This is a genomic window from Cohnella nanjingensis, assembly GCF_014212125.1.
GTDB classification, from domain to species: domain Bacteria; phylum Bacillota; class Bacilli; order Paenibacillales; family Paenibacillaceae; genus Cohnella; species Cohnella nanjingensis.
On the sequence record NZ_JACJVP010000001.1, the window covers coordinates 123564 to 143277 of the forward strand.

18 protein-coding genes are annotated in these 19714 nt (G+C 60.8%); 15 read left to right on the forward strand and 3 right to left on the reverse strand.

The genetic code is table 11. The features are described from left to right. Positions 1-12: 12 nt before the first annotated feature. The 3 genes from H7C19_RS00495 (at position 13) to glnA (ending at position 3196) form a co-directional block, all read left to right on the forward strand. A complete protein-coding gene (locus H7C19_RS00495) occupies positions 13-1269 on the forward strand; it encodes a methionine gamma-lyase family protein (RefSeq protein ID WP_376775288.1) in 1257 nt (418 codons plus the stop codon). A gap of 137 nt (positions 1270-1406) precedes the next feature. After that, positions 1407-1826, forward strand: a complete 420-nt coding sequence (locus H7C19_RS00500; protein WP_185140602.1) for a MerR family transcriptional regulator — start codon at positions 1407-1409, stop codon at positions 1824-1826. Positions 1827-1867: 41 nt separating this feature from the next. Continuing rightward, positions 1868-3196, forward strand: coding sequence for a type I glutamate--ammonia ligase (glnA, locus tag H7C19_RS00505; protein ID WP_185140603.1), 1329 nt, complete (start codon positions 1868-1870; stop codon positions 3194-3196). Positions 3197-3799: 603 nt separating this feature from the next. Here the strand turns inward: glnA and lexA are convergent. Further along, entirely contained in the window at positions 3800-4423 is a 624-nt protein-coding gene (lexA, locus tag H7C19_RS00510; RefSeq protein ID WP_185140604.1) for a transcriptional repressor LexA, read from the reverse strand. A 166-nt stretch (positions 4424-4589) separates the two neighbouring features. On the opposite strand from lexA, the gene H7C19_RS00515 reads away from it, so the two are divergent. The 4 genes from H7C19_RS00515 (at position 4590) to H7C19_RS00530 (ending at position 6801) form a co-directional block, all read left to right on the forward strand. Beyond that, positions 4590-5012, forward strand: a complete 423-nt coding sequence (locus H7C19_RS00515) for a LysM peptidoglycan-binding domain-containing protein (RefSeq protein WP_185140605.1) — start codon at positions 4590-4592, stop codon at positions 5010-5012. A 167-nt stretch (positions 5013-5179) separates the two neighbouring features. Continuing rightward, positions 5180-5371: a DUF896 domain-containing protein gene (locus H7C19_RS00520; RefSeq protein ID WP_185140969.1), complete on the forward strand. Its 192-nt coding sequence runs from the start codon at positions 5180-5182 to the stop codon at positions 5369-5371. Between the two features lie 73 nt (positions 5372-5444). Beyond that, entirely contained in the window at positions 5445-5963 is a 519-nt protein-coding gene (locus H7C19_RS00525) for a hypothetical protein (RefSeq protein ID WP_185140606.1), read from the forward strand. A gap of 46 nt (positions 5964-6009) precedes the next feature. Next, a complete protein-coding gene (locus tag H7C19_RS00530) occupies positions 6010-6801 on the forward strand; it encodes an HAD family hydrolase (protein ID WP_185140607.1) in 792 nt (263 codons plus the stop codon). A gap of 111 nt (positions 6802-6912) precedes the next feature. Here H7C19_RS00530 and mtnD read toward each other — a convergent pair whose 3' ends face one another. Beyond that, entirely contained in the window at positions 6913-7452 is a 540-nt protein-coding gene (gene mtnD, locus H7C19_RS00535; protein WP_185140608.1) for an acireductone dioxygenase, read from the reverse strand. 159 nt (positions 7453-7611) lie between these two features. On the opposite strand from mtnD, the gene metH reads away from it, so the two are divergent. Next, positions 7612-11064, forward strand: coding sequence for a methionine synthase (metH, locus tag H7C19_RS00540; protein WP_185140609.1), 3453 nt, complete (start codon positions 7612-7614; stop codon positions 11062-11064). 354 nt (positions 11065-11418) lie between these two features. Here metH and tlp read toward each other — a convergent pair whose 3' ends face one another. After that, positions 11419-11634 carry a small acid-soluble spore protein Tlp gene (gene tlp, locus H7C19_RS00545; RefSeq protein WP_185140610.1) on the reverse strand — a complete coding sequence of 72 codons (216 nt, stop codon included), beginning with the start codon at positions 11632-11634 and terminating at the stop codon, positions 11419-11421. A 655-nt stretch (positions 11635-12289) separates the two neighbouring features. On the opposite strand from tlp, the gene H7C19_RS00550 reads away from it, so the two are divergent. From H7C19_RS00550 to H7C19_RS00575, 7 genes are all read left to right on the forward strand, one after another. Continuing rightward, positions 12290-14512, forward strand: coding sequence for a DEAD/DEAH box helicase (locus H7C19_RS00550; protein ID WP_185140970.1), 2223 nt, complete (start codon positions 12290-12292; stop codon positions 14510-14512). Between the two features lie 132 nt (positions 14513-14644). Beyond that, entirely contained in the window at positions 14645-15058 is a 414-nt protein-coding gene (locus tag H7C19_RS00555) for a hypothetical protein (protein WP_185140611.1), read from the forward strand. A 218-nt stretch (positions 15059-15276) separates the two neighbouring features. Next, positions 15277-16746: a ribonuclease H-like domain-containing protein gene (locus tag H7C19_RS34550; protein ID WP_246469225.1), complete on the forward strand. Its 1470-nt coding sequence runs from the start codon at positions 15277-15279 to the stop codon at positions 16744-16746. 71 nt (positions 16747-16817) lie between these two features. After that, positions 16818-17675, forward strand: coding sequence for an HAD-IIA family hydrolase (locus H7C19_RS34555; RefSeq protein WP_313731242.1), 858 nt, complete (start codon positions 16818-16820; stop codon positions 17673-17675). Between the two features lie 19 nt (positions 17676-17694). Further along, on the forward strand, positions 17695-18513 hold the full coding sequence (gene mutM / locus H7C19_RS00565) for a bifunctional DNA-formamidopyrimidine glycosylase/DNA-(apurinic or apyrimidinic site) lyase (RefSeq protein ID WP_185140613.1): 819 nt from the start codon (positions 17695-17697) through the stop codon (positions 18511-18513). Beyond that, a complete protein-coding gene (locus H7C19_RS00570; protein WP_185140614.1) occupies positions 18514-19359 on the forward strand; it encodes a deoxyribonuclease IV in 846 nt (281 codons plus the stop codon). Further along, a complete protein-coding gene (locus H7C19_RS00575) occupies positions 19356-19709 on the forward strand; it encodes a cyclic-phosphate processing receiver domain-containing protein (protein WP_185140615.1) in 354 nt (117 codons plus the stop codon). The genes H7C19_RS00570 and H7C19_RS00575 overlap by 4 nt, the downstream gene beginning before the upstream one ends. Positions 19710-19714 lie beyond the last annotated feature (5 nt).

A 19714-nucleotide genomic window follows, 5' to 3' on the forward strand; every position in this document is an offset into this window, starting at 1 on the left:
AACGATCGAGGCATGGCGAACATAGAGGAAATGTGGGAAGAGATGGCCGAGTCCGCCGAAAGTCTGGCCGCGGAGCGGCTTCGGATGACGGACAAAATGGCGGAGCGCAACCAATGGAAGGTCATCCAAGCTTTTCAGAAACATAAGGTGAGCGATTATCATTTTGCAGGGTCGACGGGCTACGGCTATAACGACCGCGGACGCGAAGTGCTGGATCTCGTATATGCGGACGTCTTCGGAGCCGAAGCGGCGCTCGTACGGCCGCATTTCGTATCCGGCACGCATACGATCGGCACGGCGCTGTTCGGCGTGCTGCGGCCCGGAGACGAGCTTCTCTTCGTCACGGGGCAGCCTTACGATACGCTGCACAACGTGATGGGCAAGCCGGGGGACGGGAAGGGGTCGCTGGCCGATTGGGGGATCGGATCGTCCGCGGTTCCGCTCGATACCGAGGGGCAGGTCGACTGGGCCGGGGTCGAGCGGGCCTTGACCGACCGGACGCGGGTGTTCGCGATTCAGCGCTCCCGCGGCTACGATTGGCGGCCTTCGTTCACGATCGCGCAGATCGGGGAGATGGCGGAGCGGTTGCGGCGGCTCCGGCCGGACGCGATTATTTTCGTGGACAACTGCTACGGGGAATTCACGGAAGCGCTCGAGCCGCCGCAGGTCGGCGTCGACCTGATCGCGGGATCGCTGATCAAGAATCCGGGCGGAGGGCTCGCCGCTAGCGGCGGCTATATCGCGGGCAGGGCGGATCTGGTCGAGTTGGCCGCCTACCGGCTTACCGCGCCCGGCATCGGCGGCGAAGTCGGGGCGATGCTGGGGACGACGCGCTCGATCTATCAGGGGCTGTTCCTGGCTCCGCTGCTCGTCAGCCAGGCGGTCAAGGGAAGCATCTTCGCGGCGGCCGTCTTCGGGACGCTCGGCTTCGATACGCATCCGAAATGGAACGATCCCCGTACCGATCTGATCCAGGCGATCCGCTTCCGCTCGCCGGAGCCGCTCATCGCCTTCGTTCAAGCGGTCCAGCGGGCCGCGGCCGTCGACGCGCATGTCGTGCCCGAACCATGGGACATGCCCGGTTACGGCAATCCGGTCATCATGGCGGCCGGTACCTTCATCCAAGGCGGCAGCCTGGAGCTGTCGGCCGACGCGCCGATCCGGGAACCTTATATCGCCTATATGCAAGGCGGGCTTACGTATGCGCATGTGAAGTTGGCCGTTCGTCAAGCCTGGGAAGATCTTCGGCGGAGGAACATGATAGATTGATGCGGGCGACGGCAATATTGCGTATCTTTTGTGCGGGTAACCGTAATTAAACCTCACATGCCTTGACACGTTTTTGGAACAGAGCTACAATGAGAGTGGTTTCAATTAAACGCGTCAAGATGGAAGGTTGATACGAGATGGCTGGCGATGAAATACGCAGAAACATGGCGCTGTTCCCGATCGGCATCGTAATGAAGCTGACCGACCTGACCGCCCGGCAAATTCGCTATTACGAACAACACGAACTGATCCAACCGGCAAGAACCGCAGGCAATCAAAGGCTGTTCTCATTCAATGACGTCGAACGGCTGCTGGAGATCAAATCGCTCATCGAGAAGGGCGTGAATATCGCCGGCATCAAGCAAGTGATGAATCCGGTCGGCGAAGGCGCCGACGACGGGACGATCATCAACGAGCAATCCGAGGTCAAGCGCCGCGAGATGTCGGATTCGCAGCTTCACCGGATGCTGAAGCAGCAGCTCATGTCCGGCAACAAGCGTCCGGGACAGGTTTCGCTGATTCAAGGGGAACTGTCGCGCTTCTTCAAGAACAAGTAGCACTTTAAACGCCAAACGGCCAAACTTATTAGGAGGTTCCCATGAGCTATACGCGCGAGGATATCATACGAATCGCCAAGGAAGAGAACGTCCGCTTCATTCGGCTCCAATTCACCGACTTGATGGGCATCATCAAAAACGTGGAGATTCCCGTCAGCCAATTGACCAAGGCGCTGGACAATAAGATGATGTTCGACGGTTCTTCCATCGAAGGGTACGTTCGGATCGAAGAATCTGACATGTACCTCTACCCGGATCTCGACACTTGGGTCGTGTTCCCGTGGGTCACGCAAGACCGCGTGGCTCGCCTGATCTGCGACATCTATATGCCGGACGGCACGCCGTTCGCCGGCGATCCTCGCGGCATTCTGAAGCGCGCGCTCCAAGAGGCCGAAGAGATGGGCTTCACCGCCATGAACGTCGGGCCGGAGCCGGAGTTCTTCCTGTTCCAGACGGACGAGAAGGGCAATCCGACGACCGAGCTGAACGACCAGGGCGGATACTTCGACCTGGCGCCGACCGATCTGGGCGAGAATTGCCGCCGCGATATCGTGCTGATGCTCGAGGAGATGGGCTTCGAGATCGAGGCTTCCCACCACGAGGTGGCGCCCGGCCAGCACGAGATCGACTTTAAGTATGCCGACGCGATCCGCGCCGCCGACCAGATCCAGACGTTCAAGCTCGTCGTCAAGACGATCGCGCGCCAACACGGTCTGCACGCGACGTTCATGCCGAAGCCGCTCTTCGGCATGAACGGCTCGGGCATGCACTGCCACCAATCGCTGTTCCGCGGCGGCGAGAACGCCTTCTTCGAGGCGAACGACCGGTTGGGGCTGAGCTCGGTAGCCCGCCATTACATGGCAGGTATCCTGCAGCATGCGCGCGGGATGGCCGCGATCACGAATCCGACGGTGAACTCTTACAAGCGTCTCGTGCCCGGCTATGAAGCGCCTTGCTACGTCGCCTGGTCGGCCAGCAACCGCAGCCCGATGATCCGGATCCCGGCTTCCCGCGGCCTCAGCACGCGCGTCGAAGTGCGCAATCCGGACCCGGCCGCGAACCCTTACCTGGCGCTTGCCGTCATGCTGAAGGCCGGTTTGGACGGCATCCGCAACAAGACATCGCTCCCGGCGCCGGTCGACCGCAACATCTACGTCATGAGCGAGGAAGAGCGGATCGACGCCGGCATCCCGAGCCTGCCGCTCAACCTGCGCGAAGCGCTCTCCGAGATGTTGCGCGACGAAGTCGTCTGCGAGGCGCTCGGCGATCATGCGCTCAGCCACTTCTTCGAGATGAAGGAAATTGAGTATGACATGTACCGCACCCAGGTTCACCAGTGGGAGCGGGATCAATATTTGACGATGTACTAATCGGTCGTCTATCTTGGCAAAAGCGGGAGTCTCGGACTCCCGCTTTTTTTTGCGTTATGTCAGCCGGTGCGGGGCCGCGGGGCGGGAGATCGCCGCCGGAACAGGTTAACCCGTGCCCGATCGCCGAGTAATGGCGGGGATAACCGCTCAAACCGGCTATCTCCACCGCATATAGCCCAATCTGCCGCTCGTTAGCCGCTCAAACCGGCTATCTCCACCGCATATAGCCCAATCGGTCACTTGTTAACCGCTCAAACCGGTTATCACCGCCCAAAATAGCCTAATCTGCTGCGCGTTAACCGCTCAAACCGGTTATCTCGTGTCTGTTCGCCTCATGATGGCGGGAGATAGCCGCTCAATCCGGTTATCTCATGTGCAACCAGCACATGTAGCTGGGAGATACCCGCCGAAACCGGCTATCCCGGCCGGCACCAGCGTAGAAAGCCGTTGGGAAAAGGAAGGCGGAGCGCAACAAGAAAAAACCTCCCGCCGAGCGAAGTCGGGGGAGGTCCTGGGGTACGGGCTGGAGCTTGGACAACCTTGCAGTGCCTCGATGCTCATCGCTGCCCCATCTCTGTCCCTATCACCTTGATGCGCTTGGGACTAGCGGATGCTGCGGATCAGGCCGATGACCTTGCCGAGGATGCTGACCTTGTCGAGGCGGATCGGCTCCATCGCGCTGTTCTCCGGCTGGAGGCGGAAGTGGTCGCGCTCCTTGTAGAACGTCTTGACCGTCGCCTCGTCCTCTTCGGTCATGGCGACGACGATCTCGCCGTTGTTGGCCGTAGGCTGCTGGCGGACGATGACGTAATCGCCGTCGTGAATGCCGGCTTCGATCATGCTCTCACCGCTGACGGAGAGCATGAATACGGTCTGATCGCCGACCATCTGGGCCGGCAGGGGGAAGTAGTCTTCGATATTCTCCGTAGCCGTGATCGGCATGCCGGCGGTCACCTTGCCGACGAGCGGCACTTGACGTACCGAATGCGCGAATTGGACGATTGGATCGTCCTCGCCGTCGGTAATCTCGATCGCGCGAGGCTTCGTCGGGTCGCGGCGGATCAGGCCCTTCTTCTCCAGGCGGTCCAGGTGACCGTGCACGGTCGAACTGGAGGCGAGTCCGACGGCTTCGCCGATCTCCCGGACGGAAGGCGGGTAGCCCTTCTCGCGGACTTCATTCTTTATAAAATCCAATATAGCGGTCTGGCGGTTGGACATCTTCGACACGGCCGAAGCCCTCCTCGGAACGAAAGTTCATGATGACAAATTATAGCACAGAACCGGAGTTCGCACAAACATTCGTTCTCAGGGAACAAATGTTCGAAAAAACGATTGACTCAAACATGTGTTCGTGTTACGATCCAAACAAGAACAAACGTTTGGGGTGAGCGTCATGGTTCAAGCATGGGTACTCGGTTCCAATTCGACTGTGGTCTCGGGAGCGGAATCGAATGGCTTTACATATAAGAAGACGGAGAAGGTAAAGGGGCGCGCCCGCGCCGCCGCGTTCGGATTCCGCAGCGCGCGCAGCTTCTTTTTCTTGGCGGCATTCCTGCTGCTATTCAGCGGATTCGCCGTCGTGAGGTCCTTCGCGGGAGCGTCCGCGCCGGAGCCTGCCGCCGCAACGGAGGCCGTCGTCTCCGTAGACGCCGGCGACACGCTGTGGTCGATCGCCGAATCGGTCAAGCGCGACGGCCTGGATACGCGCGAAGCGGTCCACCGGATCATGAAGCGCAACGGCTTGACGTCTTCCTCGCTGGACAGCGGGCAGGAGCTGATTATTCCCGTCTCGATCACGCCGCGCCTGCCGTCTTAATCCATTCGACGCTTCGCTTAGAGAGCGATATCGCTCCGTTTGGGGCCCCCTATAGATCAGTTTGGAGACCGATTCCGTCGGTCTCTTTTTGCCGTTAGATTCCTTGACAAGCTCCCTGCGAAAATGTCAAAGTAGAAGAGGTATTTCGGGAGGTGTCATACGTGGAAATGGATCGATTGATCGCTAGAATCAACGAGCTTGCGAAGAAGCATAAGACGGTCGGGCTGAACGAGGAAGAAACGTTGGAGCGTCAAGCCTTGCGCAAGCAATATCTGGAGATTTTCAAACGCAACTTCCGTCAGGAGCTGGATCGGATCGAGTTTACGGACGAGCCGCCGAAGAACGATCTGAAGCACTGATTCAAGCGGGGACCAATGGGGGTTTGCCGGCCGGGCATGAAGCCCGCGCCGTTACACGATAGGAGGACATACCTTGTCACGCTCATGGGAACGGATGGTCGAACGCAATTCCAAGCAAGTGAACAAACGCCGCAAAAAAGACGGCAAGCAGTCGCTCTCCGCGCCAGCCGCGCAGATCGACCGTTTTAAAGGGCGCAGCATCCTGATGCCGTTTTTGCTGCTGCTGCTCATCGCATTCTACATTATTCTGTTCCAGCCTTGGTCGACGAAGTTCAATCAAGATCCGACCATGTTCTGGTTGACGGTCGGATGCTACGTGCTGCTGGCGGTCTTCTACGCGCTGCGCCGTCCTTTCCTGGCCGTATCGAAGGATCGGCTGGAGACGCGCCGCTTCGCGGGCTACAAGACGCTGAAGCCGCTCGAGGTCCGCAAGATCATCCAGCAGCCCGGCTACATCATCATCGAGACGGTCAAAGGCGGCAACTGGGTGTTCTCGAAGCTCATGAACCGGTTCCCGATCGAGAAGATGGGGGAGCGGCTGCATGAATTCGCGACGGCGAACAAGATCGACTGGGAGCTGAAAACCAAGTAATCGCGTTTCGTACCAATAGAGAAGCCATATGGGGAGAGAGAAGAAGATGACGATTCGCGCGGTATTGTTCGATCTGGACGACACGCTGCTGTGGGACGACCGCAGCGTGAAGCAAGCCTTCGAAGCGACCTGCCAGGCCGCGTCCGATGCGGCGGGCGTAGACCCGGCAGCGTTGGAGGAAGCGGTCCGCGCCGAAGCGCGGAAGCTGTATCAGACCTACGAGACGTTTCCGTTCACGCAGATGATCGGCATTAATCCGTTCGAAGGCTTGTGGGGGAACTTCACGGCCGGCGAGCATGAGATGTTCCGCAAGATGGAGCGGATCGTGCCGGCCTACCGGAGAGAGGCGTGGACCCGCGGGCTCGCCGCGCTGGGCGTCGACGATCCGGCGCTGGGCGCCGAGCTGGCGGAGTTGTTTCCGGCGCACCGCCGGAAGTTGCCTCTGGCGTACGAGGAGACGTTCGCCGCGCTTGACGCGCTCCGCGGCAAGTACAAGCTGCTGCTCCTGACGAACGGCTCCCCGGACCTCCAAGAAGAGAAGCTGGCGATGACGCCCGAATTGATCCCTTACTTCGACGAGATCGTCATCTCCGGCCAGTTCGGAGAAGGCAAGCCCTCGCCGAGACTGTTCGCCCACGCGGTCGAGCGCCTCGGCGTTCACGTCGATGAGGCCGTCATGGTCGGCGACAAGCTGACGACCGATATCCAGGGCGCGAACGGCGTCGGCATGATCTCGATCTGGATCAACCGTCACGGCGCGTCCCGCAACGACGACATCGTGCCCCGCCACGAGATCGCCAGTCTCTCCGAGCTGCCGGAGCTGGTCGCGAAGCTCTAAGCCGGCGGACGGGATAACGCATCCGCATTGCACAAAAAAGCCAATCCCTCGCAGCGGGGGATTGGCTTTTTGTTGGATTCGATCGTCGCGCCGGATAGCGGCCGCGGTCGCTTACTTCACGAACGTCGGATCTTCGTAAGGATGCGCGATCCAGCCTTCCGTCTCGATGAACAGGCGAACGGCTACGACTTTCTTGGCTTCGGTCAGCGTGAAGAAGTGCACGCTGCCTTCCGGGACGGAGATGACGTCGCCGGCGGAGAGGATGACGTCGAAGTAGCCGACGCTCTCGTCGCCGCGGATGATGAAGATGCCTTCGCCGGCCGTGATGGCGCGGACTTCGTCTTCGGTGTGCGTATGGATCTGCTCGAACTTCTTCAGCAGCTCCTCGATGTTCGGCGTAGACTCGGAGAGGACGACGATGTCCCAAGTCTTGTAGCCGCGGCGGCCCGCCAGATCGCGGATCTCCGTATCGAAGGTGTTCAGGATCTCTTCCTTGTCTTCGGCGGTCAGGTCGAAGTTCTCTTGCAGACGTTCCGGCAGCTTGCTCGGCTCCCAATGTTCGTAGAGCACTTCTTGTTTCTCGAGGAAGGAACGGACGTTCTCTTCGCCTTCGATCAATTCGCCAGTATTGCGCACGCGCACTTTAGCCATGGCATTATTCCTTCTTTCCCAATGAGAATTAATGACTTAATTATAAACCCATTTCCGCGCGATGTCGACATCGCGCTTCAAGTGCATCTTTTCGTGTCTGACCGATTCTGGTAGTATAGAGTTTAATGATTTTTCAGACGAGGGAAGAGGCACCTACACATGACTGTAACCGATTCGAAACCGTCATTGCAAGAGGCGCTCCAGAAACGCATTCTCATCCTGGACGGCGCGATGGGCACGATGATTCAGGCGGCCGATTTGACAGCCGACGATTTTGGCGGGGAAGAGCTGGAGGGCTGCAACGAGATGCTCGTCCTGACGCGGCCGGACGTTATATATGGCATACATGCCGCGTATCTCGAAGCGGGGTCCGACATTATCGAGACGAACACGTTCGGCTCCACCGCCGTCGTGCTGGCGGAGTACGACATCCCCGAGAAAGCGCGCGAGATCAATCTGGCGGCGGCCCGCCTGGCGCGCGAAGCATGCGACCGCTATTCGACGCCGGAGAAGCCGCGCTTCGCGGCCGGAGCGCTCGGTCCGACGACCAAGACGCTGTCCGTCACGGGGGGCGTGACATTCGATCAGCTCGTGACCGATTACCGGGAGCAGGTGCTCGCGCTCATCGAAGGCGGCGTCGATCTCATCCTGATCGAGACCTGCCAGGATACGCTGAACGTCAAAGCCGCGAGCATCGGCGTGCGTCAAGCGTTCGAACGGTCCGGCGTCACGCTGCCGATCATGATCAGCGGCACGATCGAGCCGATGGGCACGACGCTCGCGGGGCAGAATATCGAATCGTTCTACGTCTCGCTTGAGCATCTGAATCCGGTGTCGGTGGGCTTGAACTGCGCGACCGGTCCGGAATTCATGCGCGACCACATCCGCTCGCTGTCCGCGATCGCGAAGACGGCGGTCAGCTGCTACCCGAACGCGGGCCTTCCGGACGAGAACGGCAACTATCACGAATCGCCGGAATCGCTAGCGAAGAAACTTCGCGCCTTCGGCGAGCAAGGTTGGCTCAACGTGGCCGGCGGCTGCTGCGGAACGACGCCCGCGCATATCGCCGCGATGGCCGAGGCGCTCAAGGATATCGCTCCCCGCAAGCAGGCGGGGGAGCATCCGCCCGCCGTCTCCGGCATCGAGACGGTGTACATCGAGAGCGAGAACCGTCCCTACATGGTGGGGGAGCGGACGAATGTGCTCGGCTCGCGCAAGTTCAAGCGCCTGATCGCGGAAGGCAAATACGAGGAAGCTTCGGAGATCGCCCGCGCGCAGGTGAAGAGCGGCGCGCACGTGATCGACGTCTGCTTGCAGGATCCGGACCGCGACGAGACCGAGGACATGAAGCGGTTCCTCGACTTCGTGACGAAGAAGGTCAAGGCTCCGCTCATGATCGATACGACCGATCCCGCGGTAATCGACATGTCGCTGAAGTATATCCAGGGCAAGTCGCTCATCAACTCCATCAATCTGGAGGACGGCGAAGAGAAGTTCGAGAAGGTCGTGCCGATCCTGCACCGATACGGCGCGGCCGTCGTCGTCGGCACGATCGACGAGCGGGGGCAGGCGATCGCCCGCGAAGACAAGCTGGCGGTCGCGATCCGCTCGCATGACTTGCTGGTGAACAAGTACGGCTTGCAGTCCGAAGATCTCATTTTCGACGCGCTCGTATTCCCCGTCGGCACCGGCGACGAGCAGTATATCGGATCGGCGAAAGAAACCATCGAAGGCATTCGCCTCATTAAAGAGGCGCTTCCGCAATGCCAGACGATACTCGGGGTAAGCAACATTTCCTTCGGCTTGCCCGAAGCGGGCCGCGAGGTGCTGAACTCGGTATTCCTGTACGAATGTACGAAGGCCGGCCTCGATTACGCGATCGTCAACACGGAAAAGCTGGAGCGCTACGCCTCGATCCCCGAACACGAACGCAAGCTCGCCGAAGATCTGCTCTACCGGACGGACGACGCGACGCTCGCCGCGTTCGTGGCCGCGTTCCGGGACAAGAAAGTCGAGAAGAAGGTCAAAGCCCAAAATTTATCGCTCGAAGAACGCCTGGCCAGCTATGTCGTCGAGGGCAGCAAGGAAGGTTTGTTCGCCGATCTCGACGAGGCGCTCGCGAAGTACGCGCCGCTCGATATTATCAACGGGCCGCTCATGGCAGGCATGTCGGAGGTCGGGCGGCTGTTCAACAACAACGAGCTGATCGTCGCGGAGGTGCTGCAGAGCGCAGAGGTCATGAAGGCGTCCGTCGCGCATCTGGAGCCGCATATGGAGCGGGCGGATTCCGCCGTCAAAGGCAAGATCATGCTCGCCACCGTCAAAGGGGACGTCCATGACATCGGCAAAAACCTGGTCGAGATCATCTTGTCGAACAACGGCTACCACATCGTCAATCTGGGCATCAAGGTGCCTCCGGAACAGCTGATCGAAGCCTACCGGGCGGAGAAGCCGGATGCGATCGGATTGTCGGGGCTGCTCGTCAAATCGGCGCAGCAGATGGTGCTGACCGCGCAGGACTTGCGCAATGCCGGCATCGACGCCCCGATCCTCGTCGGCGGCGCGGCGCTGACGCGGAAGTTCACGAAGACGCGGATCGCGCCCGAATACGAAGGGGTCGTTCTGTACGCCAAGGATGCCATGGACGGTCTGGACATCGCCAACCGCTTGAGCGATCCCGCGCAGCGCACCGAGATCGAGCGCGAGCATCGCGCCGCGCTCGCGACGCTCGTCGCCGAAGGCGAACGAAAGCCCGATCTGCCGGCGCCGTCGCGCGCCCGCCGGTCGAACGTCTCGCCGGACGCGCCCGTCTTCGCGCCGCCGGATTACGAGCGCCACGTCCTTCGCGACTATCCGCTCCCGCACGTGCTTCCTTACGTAAACTTGCAGATGCTGATGGGGCACCACTTGGGTCTCAAGGGCAATGTGGAGGAGCTGCTCAAATCCGGCGACGAACGCACGGTGCAGTTGAAGGCGACGATCGACGACATCATGGCGGAGTCGCAGCGGAACGGTTGGATCAAGCCGCAGGCGATGTACCGGTTCTTCCCGGCGCAGTCGGACGGCAACGACATCCTGATCTACGATCCGGACGACAAGACGACGGTGATCAAGCGGTTCTCGTTCCCGCGCCAAGCGGTCGAGCCGTTCCTCTGCCTGGCCGACTTCCTGAAGTCCGTTCAGAGCGGAATTATGGATACGGTAGGCTTCCTCGTCGTGACGGCCGGCAACGGCACCCGCGAGCAGGCGGAGAAGTGGAAGGAGAGCGGCGACTATCTGCGCTCCCATGCGCTGCTGGCGACCGCGCTCGAAGTCGCGGAAGGGATGGCGGAGCGCATCCACCAGATCATGCGGGACAACTGGGGCTTCCCCGATCCGGCGGACTTGACGATGAAGCAGCGCTTCGGCGCCCGCTATCAGGGCATTCGCGTGTCGTTCGGCTATCCGGCTTGTCCGGATCTCGAGGACCAAGGCCCGCTGTTCGAGCTCATGAAGCCGGAGGACATCGGCGTGCATCTGACCGAGGGCTTCATGATGGAACCGGAAGCATCCGTCTCGGCGATGGTATTCGCGCATCCGGAGGCGCAATACTTCAACGTCGAGAAAAGTTAAGGACGCAAGTAAAAACGGCTTTGCCGTCTTCTCGGAAGAGGGCGACACGTTTTTATCGGCGGTCATACAGAAATGGATTGGCGTGAAACTTATGAATTCTGTATGACCAAGTAAAAACGGCTTTGCCGTCCTCAGAAGAGGGCGAGACGTTTTTATCGGAGACCATTTAGAAATGGATAAGCATGAAACTTATAAATTCTAAATGGTTTAAAAAACCCCTGCCTCGCGTTGGGCGGCTTCCGGGCCGACTATCGCGTGGCAGGGGTATTTGCGCTTGCGGGCGGTTCGCTCCGATCTCGAAGCCGTGAGGCTGCACCGTCCAAGGACGGCGAAGCCCGACACGAACGGCTCGGATTAAGCGTTCGCCTCGTCCTCGATCTCGCTGCGTTGGGCGGAGATGCTCTCGCGTCTGCGTTCGTTTTTCTCGCGCAGCGTGCTCGATTCCTCCGGGCTTATTTCGTCTGCGTGCTCGTCCAGATATTCCTGGGATTCTTCCAGATTGCCGATCGTGTTCTGGACCGACTCCTGCAGCTTCTCCACATTGTCCGAACGATCGTCGGGTTTGGCCATCTTGTCTTACCTCCTTCCGCGGGGGTGGGAAGCGGCTGGCTTCCGTCCAATAGCTTGGCAGATTCGCCCGGCTTCTATACCACCTCCGCAAGGGGGCGAACTAAGAGGAGAAGTCGACGATCGATTCCGCGAGCGGCCTGCGGGAATTCGGCTTTTCTGCGGCTTGCGCTCCTCGGGGACTCGCATTCCGGATGGCGGAGCTCCGCTACCTCCGGGAACAAAGCGAAATGCGTCATCCCGTATCCTCCCTCTCGCGAATCTATCTCCAGCATACCCTTCGGGGAAATATTTGCATCTTTTCCCGGGAAAGCGCAGGAAGCGACAGCCGGGGCGCCGTTTCGCCCGCCGACGAGGGTCGCTTTCGACCCGTTGCGGCGGGATGGGCAACCTTTCGACATAAATATTCAGAAAATTATAAATACGGGATTTCGCAACCGATTCGCGCGATTTCCCGCCGCTCTGCCGTTGCTGGGCGAACATGTATTCTGTACAATGGAGAAAAAGGCGACGGGAGCGATACGAAGTGACCCGCCGGGTTTTTTCGGGCGTGCCAGGATCTCGATACCTTCGACCGCTGCCCGGAAAGCGAACGGATCATCGCTAATCGTATTGGCAAGGGGGGAACCGCGTGCGGAAGAAGAAGTCTTTACTTGAAATGATCGACGATTTGCGAACGAATGAAAATATCGTGAACTGGTACGAAATGCCGCCTCAAGAAGCGAAGACACGGCCTATGCCCGAAAGCGTCGATCCGCGAATTCGGCAGGCTCTACATAAGCGCGGAATCTCTGAACTGTATACGCACCAAGAAACGGCTTTTCGTACGGTAACGGCCAAAGAAAATATCGTAGCGGTGACGCCGACGGCTTCCGGAAAGACGCTGTGCTACAATCTGCCCGTACTCCAGGCCATCGCGCGGGACGATACCAGCCGGGCGCTGTACCTGTTTCCGACCAAAGCGCTGGCGCAAGACCAAAAGAGCGAACTGAACGAAATCATCGACGAATTGGGCATCGACATCAAAAGCTACACGTACGACGGGGATACGTCGCCGGCGATCCGGCAAATCGTCAGACTGGCCGGACACATTGTCATCACCAATCCCGACATGCTGCATTCCGCGATTCTGCCCCATCATACGAAATGGGTGAGCCTTTTCGAAAATTTGAAGTTCATCGTCATCGACGAGCTGCACACCTACCGGGGGGTATTCGGCAGCCACGTCGCGAACGTCATTCGAAGGCTGAGACGGATATGCAAATTCTACGGCAGCGACCCGGTTTTCATCTGCACGTCGGCCACTATCGCTAACCCGAAGGAGCTGGCCGAGCAGCTGACGGGCAGTCCCATGCGGCTGATCGACGACAACGGCGCGCCGCGAGGGCGCAAGCACTTCGTTTTCTACAACCCGCCGATCGTCAACGTCCCGTTGAACATAAGGAAGAGCTCGACGATTGAGGTCAACAACTTGGCCAAAGAATTCCTGAAAAACAAAATTCAGACGATCGTCTTTGCCCGAAGTCGCGTACGGGTCGAAATCATCCTCAGCCATATTCAGGAACTCGTTAAGAACGAGATCGGTTCGAAGTCGATCCGGGGCTATCGGGGCGGCTACCTTCCGAAGCAGCGGCGGGAGATCGAACGGGGATTGCGCGAAGGCGAAATACTGGGCGTCGTCAGCACGAACGCGCTGGAGCTCGGGGTAGATATCGGGCAGCTGCAAGTGTGCGTCATGACCGGATATCCCGGCAGCATCGCCAGCACCTGGCAGCAGGCGGGCCGCGCCGGACGGCGTCACGGGGAAGCCCTCATCATCATGGTCGCTAGTTCGACTCCCATTGATCAATACATCGTTCAAAATCCGGAATACTTCTTTGACCGGACGCCGGAACATGCGAGAATCAATCCGGAGAATCTAATCATCCTGGTTGACCATATGCGTTGCGCGGCTTACGAACTGCCGTTCAAGACGACCGAGGCGTTCGGTCCGCTGGACGTCACGGACATTCTGGAATACCTCCAGGAGGAACGCGTGCTGCACCGCCACGGCGAGACGTTCTACTGGGCCGCGCAGTCGTTCCCGGCGAGCGAGATCAGCCTAAGATCGGCTTCGCAGGAGAACGTCGTGATCGTAGACCAGTCGGACGTCGCTGCCGTGAAGATCATCGGGGAGATGGACCGGTTTAGCGCGATGACCCTGTTGCACGACGAAGCGATCTATTTGCATGAGGGCGTCCAGTACCAGGTCGAGAAATTGGACTGGGATCACAAAAAAGCGTACGTTCGCGAAGTCGACGTGGAGTACTACACCGACGCGAACTTGGCCGTGAACCTGAAAGTGCTGGAGATGGACCGGACGAAAGACAGCCGGCAAGCCGCTATCCATTTTGGCGACGTTTCGGTGAATATGATTCCTACGATTTTCAAGAAAATCAAATTGACCACGTTCGAAAATATCGGATCGGGGCCGATTCACCTGCCGGAAGAAGAACTGCACACGAGCGCTGCCTGGCTGGAATTGAAAGAGGTCGACCCGGAAATCGGAACGAAATCGCTGGAACAGCTGCTGCTGGGAATCGCGAACGTTTTGCAGCATATCGTGCCCGTCCTGGTGATGTGCGACAGGGGAGACGTGCATGTCACCCCGCAGATCAAGGCGGCCCAGACCGGGCTGCCCACGATTTTTATATACGACCATTATCCCGGCGGTATCGGATTGGCCGAAGACGTGTTCAAGAGGTTCGACGAAGTCAGAGACGCCGCCATCCATCTGATACGAAAATGCCCATGCAAGGATGGATGCCCGTCATGTATCGGAATGGAGATCGCAGGGATGAACGGGAAGCGCAAGAGCATTCAGCTATTGAACTTATTATAGATGATTCTCATGGCAGGTTCGTTGAGGAAGCGGTTGAAAAAGCCGACGCCGAACGGGATATTGTGACAAATGCCGGGCAAGTGCCATACAACTAATAGTCCATTGACTATTCGTTTTGTGGAGGATGAAAACATGATTTCTTCATACGACAACCGACTTAAGCCATCTCATCCGATTCTTGCGGAGGCAAGACAAATTGCCCCGAATCAAATTATAATGACTTATGATAAGCGGACCGATCTGGCATCTGCTACGAACGTTTCTAATTATTGGATCAGGAGCAATGTAGAGCAACCTATTCCCCCTGGTATGGCAACGGAAGGAATGGATTGGGGACTTACGGAATTAAATGCGGTGCGTCCGGATTTTGCGAGGATTACGCCTATTGACCATTCGAATATGAGATTTGTCATGACCTTTAGGTTTAATGCGATATCGGGAATCATGCACGTGGTACTTCCTTGTTTCGTTAATTTAGAAGGAATGACAGGGTTTGACGGAGAAAATTGGGGTCCCTATAGCAGAAATATGTTTATCGGGATGTAAAGCTAAGCTACGAAAATGCCCAAGCAAGGATGGATGCCCGTCATGTATCGGAATGAAAATCACAGGAATGAAAGGGAAGCGCGTTCCCGAGCGGGCCGGCTCGTTCGGGGACGCGACTGCATAAGCGGACTTCCGGCGTGCGTCGACCTGTTTCAAGGAGTCGGCCTGCCGGACAAGGCTCCGGCGCTTGCGCTGCTGCGTTGCGCGGAGCACGAAGCATGAGCGGCGGATTGCGCGACAAGCTGGAGCGGCTGCGCGCCCATGCGGCGTCCGTGAAGCAAGCCGAGGCGGCCGCGCGCGAAGCGGATACCGCGGCCCGGGCTGAGGCGGACGGGGGTGTGCGGGCCGCGGGTTCCGCCGATGAATCGCGGTCGATCGGCGCGGACGCGGCAGGCTCCGAGGTGCGGAACGGCATGACCCCTGCCGGCGAAGAGGGCACGGGACGACCCGCGTCCGCCTGCGGTCGAGGCGAGGACGCGTTCGCCGACCTCGGCGCGGAAGAGGTGCGCAACGATCACGGCGTCTTCCTGCTGCGCACGGCGGTCTATCCGCTCGAGCACCGGCACGGGCACTATTTGCTGGAACAGCTGCCGTCGTATGCGGCCAAGCTGAAGCCGGTAGCGGCGCGTCAGAACAAGGGGCGAACGGATCGGGAGGAAGCGGAGCCGGATGCGATCGAGACCGAGCGGCTGCTATTCCTCGATACGGAGACGACGGGCCTCGGCGTCGGCGCGGGCAACGTGCCGTTCATGGTCGGCATCGGCTATGCCGACCTGAAGGCGCGGCAATTCGTCGTCGAGCAGCTGCTCATTCGCCATCCCGGCGAGGAACGCGCGATGCTGGCCTATCTATTGACCCGTTTCGCCGGGCGCACCCATCTGGTCACCTACAACGGCCGGACGTTCGACTGGCCGGTGCTGGTGAACCGCTTCGTGCTGAACGGCTGGCGCCGCAGCGGGGCGGAGCCGGGCCATCTGGACTTCCTGCATCCGTCGCGGGCGCTGTGGCGCAACACGCTGCCGTCATGCAAGCTGAGCCGCATCGAGGAAGACCGGCTCGGCATCAGCCGCGCGCACGACGTGCCGGGCGCGCTGGCGCCGGAGCTGTACCTGAGGTACCTGAACGAAGGCGACGCGGAGCACCTGCGCGGCGTCTTTATCCATAACGAACGGGACGTGCTGACGCTCGTCACGCTCGCCATACACTTCGGCGGCCTGCTGGACGGGCGTCTCGGCGCCGAATGGGCGCTCCCCGAGGAGCCGGAAGAGCTGTACCGGACGGCGTCGTGGCTCGATGCCAACGGCGGTCCCGATCATGCCGAGCGCCTGTTCGCGGCGCTGATCGCGCGGCGGGAGACGTCCGCCGAGCGCTGGCTGCTGCCGACGGCCGGGCGCTACAAGAGGCTGGGCCGCCTGGACGAAGCCGCGGCGCTCTGGCTGCGCGCCGCCGAAGCGGCCGAACGGAGCGTGCTGCCGTCGTTCGAGGCGCACGTGGAGCTGGCGATGCTGTACGAGCACCGCGTCAAGGACGCGGCGCTCGCGCTGCGCTACGCCGAGCGGGCGCTCGAGCTCGCCCATCGCAAGCCGCTATCGGCGCGCGATCCCGCGCGCGGACGCGCGGAGCGGGAAGGGCTGGCGCACCGGATCGAGCGGCTGCGGCGCAAGACGAATGCGCCGCTCGCGCGTTAAAGCTTGCGGAACACGCGGCAAAAGGGTATTGTTGGGACATAAATTATACGCAACAAGGGGGAACGTATACCGTGGAGAACGCGACGCTCGCGCTGCGGCCGGATGCCCTGTCGCGTCCGCCCAAGGCGCTGCTGTTCGATCTCGACGGCACGCTGTACCGGGGGGACGAGCTCATCCCCGGCGCGGATCGGCTGATCGCGGATCTGGAGGCGCGCGGCTGGCCGTGCTGGTTCTTGACGAATAATTCTACGCGCACGCCCGCGCAAGTAGCGGAGCATATGCATAAACTAGGTATTCCCGCACGCGCCGACCGGGTGATCACGTCGGCGATGGCCGCCGCAGCCTACGCGCGCGAGCGCCATCCGGGGGCCGCGGCCTACGTCGTCGGCGAGCACGGCTTGCGGGAAGCGCTCCGGGAAGCGGGCCTGCGCCTGTTGGACGACCCGGACAGCGCGGAGCAAGCGCAGATCGTCGTTCAAGGCATCGACCGCAATCTCACTTACGACAAGCTGACGGAGGCGGTCGACCACCTGCTGAACGGCGCGACGTACCTTGTGACGAACCCCGACCGGCTCCTGCCGGTCGGGGGCGGCTTCCTGCCCGGCGCCGGGAGCATCGCCGCGCTGCTGGAGACGGCGACGGGCGCAAGTCCCGTCGTCATCGGCAAGCCGTCCGGGATCATCATGGATTACGCGCTCGCGCTGGCCGGCGTGAGCGCCGAAGAAGCCTGGGTTGTCGGAGACAACCCCCATACCGACCTCGCCGCGGGTCTCGCGGCGGGCTGTCCGACCGTGCTCGTCCTGACCGGATTGTGCACCGCCGCGGATTGGCGGGAACGGTGCGCGGCGGCGGGGGCGATGCCCGACGCCGTCTGCGCCGACCCGGAGCGGCTCTATGCCTTCATTACATACGACGATCCGCAAGGATGACCGAAGGGATTGAACTTGAATGCCGGAATGGCCCGAGATGGAAACTTATCGCCGATTGCTCTCGCCGCTCGTGAGCGGTCAGATCATCGCGAATGCGGTCGTCCACCGCGACAAAACGATCAACGAACCGCCCGAGACGTTCGCGTCCGCGCTCAGCGGCAGACGCATTCTGTACGTGGAGCGGCGCGGCAAGCATTTGCTGTTCCACCTGGACGACGGATACCGGCTGCTGCTTCACTTGATGCTCGGCGGTTATCTGCACTACGGGGCGAACGCGCCCAAAGAAGACGAGCACTATCAAGTCATTCTGACGTTCGGCGACGGCAACCGGCTGTTCTTCGGCGGCCTTCGCCTCGGCTTCCTGCATCGTCTGAGCGCGAAGATCGCGCAGGAGCAGCTGCGGGCTCTCGGGCCCGATCCGTTCGACGCCCGGCTCACCCAGGCCGCCTTCAAGACTCGGCTGGCCAAGCGGCGCGGCAAGCTGAAGCCCGTGCTGGTCGATCAGAAGTTCGTCTCCGGCATCGGCAACTGCTACGGGGACGAGATCTGCTTCGAAGCCGGCGTCAAGCCGGACGCCGCGATCCCGCAGCTCGCCGAAGAGACGAAGGATCGGCTATACCTCGCCATGCGCGAAGTGCTGACGGAAGCCGCCGCGAACGGCGGCTATATGGACCGTCCGCTCACGCAGGATGATACGCTGACCGGCGGGCATGACGCGCGCTGCAAAGTGTACGACCGCGAAGGGGAAGCTTGTCCGCGCTGCGGCGGCACGATCCGGCTGGAGACCCTTGCGGGGCGGAAGATGTTCTACTGCCCGGACTGCCAGCGAGACGGCTAGATGACGATCGTCGGCAGTCACGTCAGCACGCGGAAGGGGTACCGGGAGGCGGCCCGCTCGGCGAAAGCGATGGGGGGCGACGCGTTCCAATACTTCCCCTCCAACCCGCGGACGCTTCAGTTGAAGCAGTTCGACCGGGGCGATGCCGAACGCTGCGCGGCTTGGTGCAGGGAAGAAGGCGTCGTCTCGATCGGACATTCGGCCTATCTCATCAATCCGGCTGCCGAAGGCGACGCCGCCTTGCAGATGGCGGCGAGCGTATGGAACGACCTGGCGATCGCGGAAGCCTGCGGCTCCCTCGGCACGGTCGTTCATTTCGGCGTCTTCAAAGGGGACGACCCCTTGAAGGGCTATCGCCGGATCATCGAATGGATCGACCTCGTGCTGGCGCGCTGGGACGGCAAAGCGATGATTCTGCTGGAGAACCAGGCCGGCGATCACGGTCCGGCCGGAACGACGCCGGAGGAGCTGACGCAGATCCGCAGCTTGTGCGAACGGCCCGAAGCCGTCGGGTTCTGCCTGGACACTTGCCATCTGTTCGCCAGCGGCGAATGGGACGGGACGAACGGCGATTCGTTCCGCGAACGGTGCGACCGGCTCGGCTTCTGGGACGCGCTCGTCGCCGTCCACTTGAACGACTCCCGCTATCCCGCCGGGGCCAAGCGGGATCGCCACGCCGCGATCGGTCAAGGCTGCATCGGCGACGCGGGCTTCCGCGATCTGCTGGCCCTGCCGCGGCTTCGCGAAGTGCCGCTCATCCTGGAGACGCCCGCCGGGCCGGACGGCACGCATCGGGCGCAGATCGCGCGGGTGCGCCGATTAAGGGAAGGGGATGCGACCTTGTGATCAACGTATATCTGGACGATGTGCGGCCTTGTCCGAAGGGCTTCGTCGCCGCACGGTCCGCCGAGGAATGCTTGCTCCTGCTGGCCGAATACGAGGTGAACGTGCTCTCGCTCGACTTCGAGCTCGGCATCGGCTTGCCGAACGGCCTGGCGGTCGTTCACGGCATGATCGCGGCCGCCACGTATCCCGCCAGCGTCTACGTGCATTCCTCCAGCATGATGGGCCGTGCGCAGATGGTGCATGCGCTGCGCCAGGCGCAGCCGCCGGGCGTCGATATTCACGACGGCCCGATGCCCGCCGACGTGCTCGAAGCAGCCGCGAGAGCGGACGCGTCCGGCTGGGGGAACTGAGACGG

Bases quoted from the DNA above. Each gene is read 5' to 3' on its own strand.
- mtnD (WP_185140608.1), bottom strand. From the start codon at position 7,452: ATGGCTAAAGTGCGCGTGCGCAATACTGGCGAATTGATCGAAGGCGAA.
- H7C19_RS00555 (WP_185140611.1), top strand. From the start codon at position 14,645: ATGATTTCTTCATACGACAACCGACTTAAGCCATCTCATCCGATTCTT.
- H7C19_RS00500 (WP_185140602.1), top strand. From the start codon at position 1,407: ATGGCTGGCGATGAAATACGCAGAAACATGGCGCTGTTCCCGATCGGC.
- H7C19_RS00570 (WP_185140614.1), top strand. From the start codon at position 18,514: ATGACGATCGTCGGCAGTCACGTCAGCACGCGGAAGGGGTACCGGGAG.
- H7C19_RS34550 (WP_246469225.1), top strand. From the start codon at position 15,277: ATGAGCGGCGGATTGCGCGACAAGCTGGAGCGGCTGCGCGCCCATGCG.
- H7C19_RS00520 (WP_185140969.1), top strand. From the start codon at position 5,180: ATGGATCGATTGATCGCTAGAATCAACGAGCTTGCGAAGAAGCATAAG.
- H7C19_RS00495 (WP_376775288.1), top strand. From the start codon at position 13: ATGGCGAACATAGAGGAAATGTGGGAAGAGATGGCCGAGTCCGCCGAA.
- mutM (WP_185140613.1), top strand. From the start codon at position 17,695: ATGCCGGAATGGCCCGAGATGGAAACTTATCGCCGATTGCTCTCGCCG.
- H7C19_RS00550 (WP_185140970.1), top strand. From the start codon at position 12,290: ATGATCGACGATTTGCGAACGAATGAAAATATCGTGAACTGGTACGAA.
- H7C19_RS00515 (WP_185140605.1), top strand. From the start codon at position 4,590: ATGGTTCAAGCATGGGTACTCGGTTCCAATTCGACTGTGGTCTCGGGA.
- metH (WP_185140609.1), top strand. From the start codon at position 7,612: ATGACTGTAACCGATTCGAAACCGTCATTGCAAGAGGCGCTCCAGAAA.
- glnA (WP_185140603.1), top strand. From the start codon at position 1,868: ATGAGCTATACGCGCGAGGATATCATACGAATCGCCAAGGAAGAGAAC.
- H7C19_RS00530 (WP_185140607.1), top strand. From the start codon at position 6,010: ATGACGATTCGCGCGGTATTGTTCGATCTGGACGACACGCTGCTGTGG.
- tlp (WP_185140610.1), bottom strand. From the start codon at position 11,634: ATGGCCAAACCCGACGATCGTTCGGACAATGTGGAGAAGCTGCAGGAG.